The organism is Thioalkalivibrio sp. ALE30 (assembly GCF_000377465.1).
In the GTDB taxonomy this organism is placed as follows: domain Bacteria; phylum Pseudomonadota; class Gammaproteobacteria; order Ectothiorhodospirales; family Ectothiorhodospiraceae; genus Thioalkalivibrio.
Window position 1 is genome coordinate 1 of record NZ_KB898183.1, and the last position, 9299, is coordinate 9299.

The window sequence follows — 9299 nt, forward strand, 5'->3', positions numbered from 1 at the left end:
CGCACCCGGGTAGGCTGCACGAGGCGTCCGGTGACGGACGTCCCAGATGAATGACTGTCCACGACAGAACCCGGCTTATGGCCGGCTCCCACTTTAGTTTTTAGCCTCTGGATCAGCATCTTACGGACTCTTTGAAGGAGTCGAAAGGTGTTGGTACACAGTTTGGTACAAAGCGGTCACCCCTACGTTACCCCCAGGGGACGTGTCTTCTGGTTTCGCTTCGCGATGCCCCGTCATGTCAGGCGGCTCTGTCCCCACCTGCCCCGCGAGATCAAGCGCACACTGCGAACAGATTCCTACCCCGAGGCGCTCTACCTCGTGAGTCAGCGAGGCGACGTCATTCGTCAGGTCAAACGTTCCCGTTGCAAGCAAACGCTGGAGCGCCTGTGCACGCGTCTGGCCGATTTTTCCGAGGCCCAAGAGGATCTCGTTGGGCAGTCCTCTGGTCGGGCTGCAGAGGGCGTCACCGTTGCCCTCAAGGCTTCGGGGGGAGGCGTTCAGCCCGAGACTGAGAAGACAATCGAACTGACCCTCTCTGAGGCTTGGAAGCAGTTCGTGAGCGGCAAGCAATGGACAGACAAGCTCCGCAAGAACAACGAGTCGCTAATGGCGAATCTCAAGTTCTTCCTGGGAGATGTCCGAGTGTCTGAAATCGGTAAGAAGGATCTGCAGGTTGTCCTGGAGCGCATCGCGCGACTTCCCCAGAGGAACCGGAAAGCCTACCGGGGACGCTCACTCAAAGAGCTTGTGGAAGCGCAGATCCCGCCAGAGCATCGGATCTCCGGGAAGACCGTCAAAGAGCATCTGAAGCTTTGTCAAAGCTTCTTCGGGACCTATCTGACCCGAGAGCTTGGAGTCCTCAAGCGGTCGCCCACGGAAGGGCTGAAGCTGACTCATCCCGATGCTCGCTTCGCGGCCCTTGGTGACGCGGACGTCCGGTCCCTTCTCGAGAAAGCCAAAGGCAAACCCGAGTGGGTCCGCTGGTTCATGCTGTTGGCGGCGTACACGGGTGCAAGACGTTCTGAACTGGCAGGGTTGATACCCAGTGATTTCAAGCGCTGTTCCGACACGGGGCGACACTATGTCGTCATCCGAGGGGGCAAGACGAGAGCAGCGCGACGGATGATCCCGCTTCACCTTCAGCTACTGGGATCCGGGTTGCTCGACTGGGTGGCTCGACATGATGGGCTTCTCTTCCCGACCGCGAATGCCAACCCGAACCGAGTGACAGACCACTTCTCCTCCCTGTGTCCTGCTCGGGTCAACGACCTCGGAGAAAGAGTCGTGTTCCACTCATTGAGACATACCTTCATCACGAAGGCACGCGCGGCAGGTGTCTCCACGGCAAGGGTTCAACAAGTAGTCGGCCATGAGACCAAGGGGGGAGGGGTCACTGACCGCTACACGCACGTGTTCCACCTTCGGCATGTGCTCGAGGTGGTGGACTCGATCTCCTACGCGGAGTGTCAGTGAAATGCCAGCTCGCAGGGCCACCCACGAGGATAGCGTCCACCCTGTCCGACAAGTACTAGCGTCAGGGAGTCAGGCCTGGCGCATACTGCCAGGCGTCTTAAGGGGTTGAATGTAAGCGCTATGCTTCATCAAGCCCATACCCGAACTAAAGAAACCGCCACAGTCTTCCTTGCTCACACAACTTTCACAGGCGGGCAAATAATCGTTCTTCCAATCAGAAATGCTCTTCACGGAAAACTGCCTAACAGAGTCTTCTAGTACACAAAGCTGATGATTAAATATAAGTACCCTAATGCCCGCGTTCTTCAATATCCAAACAGACTTCTCTAACTCCGCGCGATAGTCATATGGATCAACCCATAATGCGCTCAAATTCGACTTAGTGAAACCTGTGAGCTCCAAACCCATGAGCGCCACTTGATCCACAAACTTCAGGTTTCGCGCAATAAATTGAGCCAATCTAGGCAACCCCCAGCAGGTTTTATCGTGGAGCACCACTCTAAGCTCCACGCGTATTCCCTCTGCTTTAAGATTAAGAATTCCCTTGACTGTCTCGTCGAATGCTCCTTTCGCCTGTACGACAAAATCGTGAATATCTGGCTGTTCAGAATATAAAGGGACCCCCAACATTAGATCTTGGTGCCCAATATCAGAAAGTCTGCGAGCAAGTTTTCTCTCGCAGAATCGACGACCATTCGTTAAGACGTGAAGAGCTGTCTCCGGCAGCCTATTCCTAGCCTGACGCACGATGCGGAAAAAGCCATCACCGAGTAACGTCGGTTCTCCCCCGGTAATACCGAGACTACGCGTACCGCGCGGGATAAGCGAAATCGTCTCGCAAGCTTCTGACACCAAATAGCTATCATTTATGTCTTTAGGAGGCTGCGAGCACATTAAGCAAAAACTGTTACAGCGCTCCGTAACTAATATGCTGTTATGATCAGAACTCGCCCTGAATAAAACGCTTATCTCCTGCGCCACAGGATTAATTCGGACGATGTCTTTGTCTTGTAGGTAGTACAGCGGATCATCAAGACCAATTATTCTCTGATGGTTGCAATCATGGCCCAGCGACTCTCTCACGAGTACCGCGTAAAACCGGTCCCATGCGTCGCTCGGAACATTAGACAATCTATCTACTATAAGACACCGCGTTTTCGCAGCGACCATTGGCAGCGAGCGATTCTCGGTCAAGGACGCAATAAACGGTTCCGAAAAGTCCGCCCATCCGCAGAATTGTGACTTGCGTGATCGGAGGTCAATCATGAAACCCAGCTCTTTAAGATGCTTGCGTCATCGCCCCCGGCTTCAAGTTTCTGTATTAGGTACCCTACAATACTCTTCGTCCTTGCGCAGAAGGAGCTAGAGGCTTTATGCCCAACCCAATCACCCTGTGTCGTATGGTGGTAGACCGGATCAGTGCCGCAATAAGGTCGGAAGGCACATTCGTAGCACTCCGGTATGCTTTCAGAAACGGTCGCCTCTAAAACATCCAAAAGCGTTGGGTTTAGCATAAGTTGTTCGTAGGAGTTCGAGTGGACATCGCCAAGCCGGAAAGTCTCGTCGCCCATCTCCGCCAGCATCCGTGCTTCATCTGAAGCGTAGACGCCGCCGTCGTAGTTATACAGAAGGACACTTATGCCCAAACCTGCTGGCGATTGAAGATCTACATAACCGTTCGGATCCGGTGTCAACAATTTTTGGAGCAAGATTCGAGAGTAGTTCTCCGAAAATTCTAAGCCGGACCGATTCAGGAAAAGAATATAGTCCATTGCAGATTGATAGAAGTGATGGAATCTCTCAAAATCATATCGCTCAGCTTGTTTGGTTCGCACGGCGAAACCGTAAGGCGAAATCGGTCTCAAGAAAATTTCATTAAATCCCGCATCGATATACTCATCTATAATTTCGCAGGGATAGCTTAAGCTTCGCTCGCTTGTCGTCATCAGCGCTGCGATTCGATCGGGGCCAAGGCGATCCCGAATTAATTCAATCTTTTCTCGAACAAGCTCATGACCATTGGGACCACTTCGAGGCCGGTTTTTATTATGCAGCTCGGCGGGCCCATCCAGAGAGGTTGATATGTAGACGTCGTGCTCGTCGCAGTAAGTCAAAACATCTTCATCTACAAACGACAAATTGGTCGCGATGACGAACTGTAGGTTACGCCCTTCACGAGTGTTCCTTTCTTCGGCGGTCTCTATAACAAACTTGACCATCTCGAAGTTAAGTAGAGGCTCACCGCCTTGGAACTCTATCTTGATTGACTTGGACGGTGAGCGGAAAACGAGATCCAATGAGCGAAGCGCGGTCTCTCTACTCATGTCAAAAGCCTCAACGTCTTGAGTTTTTCGAGACACTTGGCAATACGGACAAGAGTAATCGCAGCGCAGTGTAACAACGAAGATGTGCAGAGCCGTAAAGTTTCGTACTGCTGAGTGCTTGGTTCTTATTTTGAGGCTTAGTAGATCTAGCGCGGAGTCTGAGTTGGAGTCCAAAAGGAAATGTTTCGCCCGCAGTTCTTGGTATTGGTCTGATCGATAAGAAAGTTGCTCATGGGCGAAGTCGACAAGTTGTTCTCGGTCTAGAAGCGCATATTCACCCGCTTCATTCGTTATAAGGTACTTATCGCCCAGGCGCGTGAAATTGAACGGCAATATGGTGTAATGCCGTGTAGTATCAGGGGGTCTAAAGAAGTCTACGGGTTGAAATCGCTTGCCGAGTGCTGAGTTACCCATTAAATCACTCGATAAATTCAGAATTTGCGAACGCGTTCGCGAGTATCAGATTCCTTACGGCTTCGGTTTTCTTAGAGACTGTGTTTCGCAAATCCTGGTCTAGTAGATCGTCGTTGAAAGACTGCAGAATCTTTTCCTGCTCGTCGTCCAGTATGGTGGTTGGGAACTGGAATTTGACAATTGCCTTTTGGTTGTCGGCTGTGACGCTTATTGAATTATAATACTTGCCAGAAAAGCGATAACAGGTCTCTTTAATAGTGTCGATATGGAACGCGTTCAAGCATACTTCAACGGAGACGGTATTGCCGTGCGTGACGCGGTGGACCGAAGAAAGGGCTACTTTTGATTCAGAGGCCATCGGGCGGGCACCTACCACCGCGACGAGACATGCGAAGTGTGTGAGCTGTGTGATCTGTGAGAACTATGGGACCGATGTGACTGATGTGAGCGATGCTGCGCATACAGTTCACCTTCGGCTGTCGCATTGGGGTTTTCGATTATAAACTGACTTTCCGAAAACGGTTGGTCGCTTTGGGACAGGAACAACAGACGATCGATTCGCTCATTGGTGTAGTCGTTTCCAATGCTTCCGCTAGCGGCGCCCGTCGTAACAGCAGTGAGTGCGGCCGCCAAGACGGTGGCGGGTTTTAAGAACTTTCGGTTAGCCATGAATTTGCCCCTAGGTCCAAAGGACTCCGGTTCGGAATGCGACTGGTCAGACCCGTACTTCGGGCTCCTATCCCTAATCTAGGCCATGGGCTAATGGCAGTCAACTTGTCTTTCGTTGTTGGTTTTAGCCCGGAAAAGCGCCAGTCGTTTGGGGGGGGTATGGTCCGGGGTTTTTCAGGTGGTGGTGAGATGCTTGTACTCAACAGGCAGGACAATGCTCGAGCCGTCGACCCTCGGTGGGAGCTGACCGGTACCGATGGGCCATTAATCAGGAGGATATCGGGAAATGGTTGAAGGAATCATTGATCAGCAGGGGAGAGCGTGTGTTGCTGGCAATCCGAACCGGACCGATGTTCTCAATAAATATCAGAGCCTTATTGGCCGGAACAACGAAGGAAGCCTCAATGTGGAGACGCTTCCTGCAATTTCTGGATCTCGCGGACAACCTCCAGGAGGAGCACCGGAGAGCGATCTGAGAGGGGTTGTCCGAGGAGGAGCTAGCCCTGTACGACATCCTGACCAAGCCAGCACCAGAGCTTTCGGACAAGGAGGTTAGCCAGGTTAAACAGGCATGTCGCGAGCTTCTCGAGACTCTGAAGAAAGAGAAGCTGGTGTTGGACTGGAGGAAGAAGGAGAGGGCCAGGAGTGATGTCCGACGGACCCTAGAGAGGATCTTCGACCGACACCTGCCAGAGAGCTACGGAGAGGACATCTACGAGGAGAAGTGTGAGGTGGCCTACCGGCATATCTATAGTAGCTACTATGGTGGCGGACAAAGCCTGTATCGCCAGGTTGCTTCTTAAGGGTGTAGTTACACGATCATGATCATCATCCTTAATCCAGTCCAGATTTCAGACCAATAGGAAGATCTGAAGTCTCTAGAGTTCTTCTATTGGTCTTCTCTTTCCAGAAAAAATAATCATGGTAGGGATCACGGATCTAGAGAACAGCCTGAAGAAGCTCAGAGAAATGGGTCATTGTTTCTCTAAAAGAATATATAGAGATCTAAGGACCCATTCTTTAGTCCGCTATCGGTCTGTTAGGTAGTTACATCTCGAGATAAGTAGTCTCGTTGCTTCTAGAGTCTTCCTGATGTGGCTCTAGTCTCTATTCCTTGATGATGTATGTCCGTCCTCCTCTTCCTATTCCGAGTGTCTCGAGTCTGCAGCCCATAGCGCGCATCCGCTTCCCAAGATTGCTGTCGGGGCTCTTTATCTGCTTGACTAGCGCTTTCCACCGTTCGGCCGGGATCTTTAGAACAGCTCGAACATAGCTTGCGGACCAGCGTCCGAATCCTTGGCCTTTCATGAATACGCACAGTGAGTCTGCGTACCTAGATCGAGGCGGGATTGATCGTGCTCGCGCCTTCCTTTGGACATCGGAGAGGTCCAGATCCCAGTCCGTAATCCGGATTCCGGGCATCGCCTGTCTGATGCTTTCCAACATCCGGTCTCCCTGTTCCCCCGTAGGAAGAACCAGAAAGCAATCCGATGGCTCACAATGACCTTTTTCATCGACTACTCTCCGGATTTGTATCCGGTTCATCGCTTGGATGATGTCGGCCACTACCTGAGACTCACCGATAGACCGAAGAATGTCTTCGTGTCCAAGGTGAGTCCTTTCGCTAGCTTCCTGTAGCCACGGGTCGTGCTGAGGTCCTTTCATCGCGAAGAAGGTGTTGGCGGCATGAGTCCGATCTCTGTAAGGCAATCCAAACCCAACGAAGGTGTCGCAGTGCTGGTAGTCGTTGCGTCCGTCGACGGCTCCCCAATGACCCGTTTGGAGCTGAAAGGCCGTTTCGTAAGCATTGATTAGCGGTTCGAGGGCCTTGTGTGAACAAACGAAGACATTCGCGCTGTCAGGGATCCTGTTCGCGAGGTTCGACATGAGCGCCTTGGTTCGAGGGGAAGCCTCTTTGGTCATGCCCGTCTTGCCCACCCCTCGGCACCGTGCGACATGTAGACGTACACCTGCGTAGCTCCGGGCACGGATCACCGGTTTGAGGATCGCTTTTTCCTGGAAAAGACGGTAAAGCAGATTCTGGGAAGCGGTGGCGTCGAGGATTACCGCGCCAATATCATTGTCGGGAATAACAAGGGAGGCAGTGTTGAGGGTGTGATCCTTGCCCTTTCTGCTGTAGTAGTGCCACTGCTCGAGCGTCGCTTGTGCTGCCTCAAGGGTTTTATCAACCCGTTCCCCGATGGATTTCCGGTGGCGTCCATCTTCGGACCTTATGACCAGATCGTCCCAAGGAGTTTTCCGTAGTGCTTGTCGGAGATTGCTGAAATCCCAGGTCTTCGCGAGTTCCTTCGCCTCGGAAGAAAGGAGTCGGGTGGCGTAGGCTTGGTCCTTCTGGATGGCTTTCAGGTCCCGCTCGAGCCCTTCAAGCGCGTCTAGCTCCGCAGCGTACTGTGCGTCGTAACGAATATGCTGCGGGATTACACCCAAGGAGAAGGAGAGGTCTTCGAGGGTGCACTGGTACATTCTGACAATGTTGAGAGATTCATCGATTGCGACAAGGTCCCTCTGGCCTGAGAAATTGTGGTTGTAAGCGATGAAGGTGGAGAAACGTTCTTCATCTCCCAATTTGAATTTCTCGAGCGACATCTCGTAGGCCTTGTGGGTCACCACCAAGATCTGGGTGTCAGCCATCTCTTCGGCCGTAAGGACGTTATCGGTATGGCGGCACCGAGCGATAGCACACCCTGCGAGCTTGTTGATCTGTGCGCTCATCTCCTCCGCTTGGTCGATCAGTCGTACGACGACGAGCATTGCGAACTGGCTTTGGTCCGAATGCATCGCTGCGTACAGGGCGAGTCCTTGGGACTTTCCCGTTCCGGTAGCAGGTTGTAGTACACGCCACGCGCCGTCCTTCGATGTTGCTTGCTCGTTGAGGACAGCACACAACTGTCCCCAGATGGTTTGAAGCTCTGGACTCGGGGTGTTTCCCAGGGTGCGCCAGTGGGCGGTCATGCGTTCTACATAGTGGTCTTCACGAATCATCTTGGATTCCTCAAGGGGGTGTGGGAGGTCATCAACGGCTTCATGGCCTTCATCCCGCTGGCGTTTGGGGCTGCGCGGCGGCAGGGGTCGAAGGGAGAGCGTCGATGGGTTGGGACTGGAGGAGCGCATCACCACAGGGGGCCGTAGCCGAGGATGGGTGAGCGTTCATCCATAAGGGGCCAGCAATTGAGCTGGGTGGGCCAGGCGGTACGAGCAAGCGCCAGGCGACCTACCCCTTCATAAAGTCGTGGTAATGGCGAGCCGGTCCCGGTAGGGGCTGTCCGCTGCGTATCAGGTGGGTACACCCTGCCGGTACGTCTCGAGTGTCGGCCCTGGGTGTCTCATCAGGGTTGTCTTTTGGTCGTGATACGGGTATCTAGTGGGGGTCTAGATCCTGTTGATACGGACGAGGAGAAAGGGATGGCAGAGGTGGGATACAAGCGGGTGAGTACTCTGGACCAGAGCACGGAGAGACAACTGGATGGGGTGGCCGTCGATAAGGTGTTCGAGGACAAGTGTGGAGGCGGAGATACGAAGCGCCCCGCGCTGACTGCTCTGTTGGACTATGTCCGTGAGGGAGACACGGTCCATGTCCACAGCATCGATCGTTTGGCGCGTAACTCTCAGGACCTCCTGGGTCTAGTCGAGCAGTTGCGGTCGCGGGGTGTCGGTGTCCGGTTCCATAAGGAGGGGCTGTCCTTCAACGCGGATCAAAGCGATCCCTTCAAGGAGTTGATGTTCCAGATGCTGGGTGCCTTCGCTCAGTTTGAGAGGGCGATCATACGGGAGCGTCAGCGGGAGGGCATCGAGAAGGCCAAGCGGAAAGGCGTCTACACGGGTGGCAGCAAGACCATCGACAGGGAGAAGGTGTTGTCCCTGCTCGACCAGGGGTGGGGTCCGGCGGCGGTAGCCAGAGAGCTTGGCATTGGGCGGATGTCCGTCTACCGGATCAAGAACGAGGGGGCGAGCGTCTGACCTTTCTATAGGTAACCCCTACCTGGTCCCCCGATCATTTCCACGAGGTACCGCCTCCCCCTAGGGGGGAACCTGCAGCGGGAATAGCGTGGGTACCCTCACGAAATTCTGTCGGAAATCTCTCCTGGGCCCGTGGGTCTGGCCAGGGGATGAACTTCTGGACTCCCAACCTATTCGTCTTCGCGTCGGCCTCTTGCTGCCCCTCGCTGTGTGCCTTGTGCTGGTACATAGAGTGGTACAAACTTTGGTACACACAGGGCCTCTCAGCCACGTCCGTAGCTCTGATCCAGAGGAGTACGTGGAGATATCTGTCGAGGGATTCATCCTTGGTGGCATCTGGAGGAAAGTCCGGAGCAAGGCCAAATAGGGGTGCATGGTGTGGCCCGCATCGCACCCGGGTAGGCTGCACGAGGCGTCCGGTGACGGACGTCCCAGATGAAT

The 9299-nt window shown here is 53.6% G+C and carries 7 protein-coding genes; 3 read left to right on the forward strand and 4 right to left on the reverse strand.

Annotated features, from left to right (window positions below; genetic code table 11):
* Window positions 1-147: 147 nt before the first annotated feature.
* Window positions 148-1473 (forward strand): tyrosine-type recombinase/integrase, encoded by a 1326-nt coding sequence (locus D107_RS0113165; protein WP_018881653.1) that lies wholly within the window; start codon window positions 148-150, stop codon window positions 1471-1473.
* A 69-nt stretch (window positions 1474-1542) separates the two neighbouring features.
* On the opposite strand, the gene hxsC is transcribed toward D107_RS0113165, so the two are convergent.
* The 3 genes from hxsC to hxsD all read right to left on the reverse strand — a co-directional run bounded on the left by hxsC (window position 1543) and on the right by hxsD (window position 4569).
* Window positions 1543-2556, reverse strand: a complete 1014-nt coding sequence (hxsC, locus tag D107_RS13965) for a His-Xaa-Ser system radical SAM maturase HxsC (protein ID WP_196799943.1) — start codon at window positions 2554-2556, stop codon at window positions 1543-1545.
* A 179-nt stretch (window positions 2557-2735) separates the two neighbouring features.
* Entirely contained in the window at window positions 2736-4211 is a 1476-nt protein-coding gene (gene hxsB / locus D107_RS13970) for a His-Xaa-Ser system radical SAM maturase HxsB (protein ID WP_081619396.1), read from the reverse strand.
* Window positions 4212-4215: 4 nt separating this feature from the next.
* Window positions 4216-4569, reverse strand: coding sequence for a His-Xaa-Ser system protein HxsD (hxsD, locus tag D107_RS14285; protein WP_081619397.1), 354 nt, complete (start codon window positions 4567-4569; stop codon window positions 4216-4218).
* Between the two features lie 793 nt (window positions 4570-5362).
* On the opposite strand from hxsD, the gene D107_RS14135 reads away from it, so the two are divergent.
* A complete protein-coding gene (locus D107_RS14135; protein ID WP_018881655.1) occupies window positions 5363-5683 on the forward strand; it encodes a type I restriction enzyme endonuclease domain-containing protein in 321 nt (106 codons plus the stop codon).
* Between the two features lie 304 nt (window positions 5684-5987).
* On the opposite strand, the gene D107_RS0113180 is transcribed toward D107_RS14135, so the two are convergent.
* Complete coding sequence (locus D107_RS0113180) at window positions 5988-7883, reverse strand: hypothetical protein (protein WP_038035422.1); 1896 nt, start codon at window positions 7881-7883, stop codon at window positions 5988-5990.
* A gap of 420 nt (window positions 7884-8303) precedes the next feature.
* Between D107_RS0113180 and D107_RS0113185 the strand changes: the two genes are divergently transcribed.
* Window positions 8304-8858, forward strand: coding sequence for a recombinase family protein (locus D107_RS0113185; RefSeq protein ID WP_018881657.1), 555 nt, complete (start codon window positions 8304-8306; stop codon window positions 8856-8858).
* Window positions 8859-9299 lie beyond the last annotated feature (441 nt).

What these genes read in the sequence shown, in the direction of transcription:
- hxsB (WP_081619396.1), bottom strand. Translation starts at nt 4,211, where the DNA reads ATGGGTAACTCAGCACTCGGCAAGCGATTTCAACCCGTAGACTTCTTT.
- hxsD (WP_081619397.1), bottom strand. Translation starts at nt 4,569, where the DNA reads ATGGCCTCTGAATCAAAAGTAGCCCTTTCTTCGGTCCACCGCGTCACG.
- D107_RS0113180 (WP_038035422.1), bottom strand. Translation starts at nt 7,883, where the DNA reads ATGATTCGTGAAGACCACTATGTAGAACGCATGACCGCCCACTGGCGC.
- D107_RS0113185 (WP_018881657.1), top strand. Translation starts at nt 8,304, where the DNA reads ATGGCAGAGGTGGGATACAAGCGGGTGAGTACTCTGGACCAGAGCACG.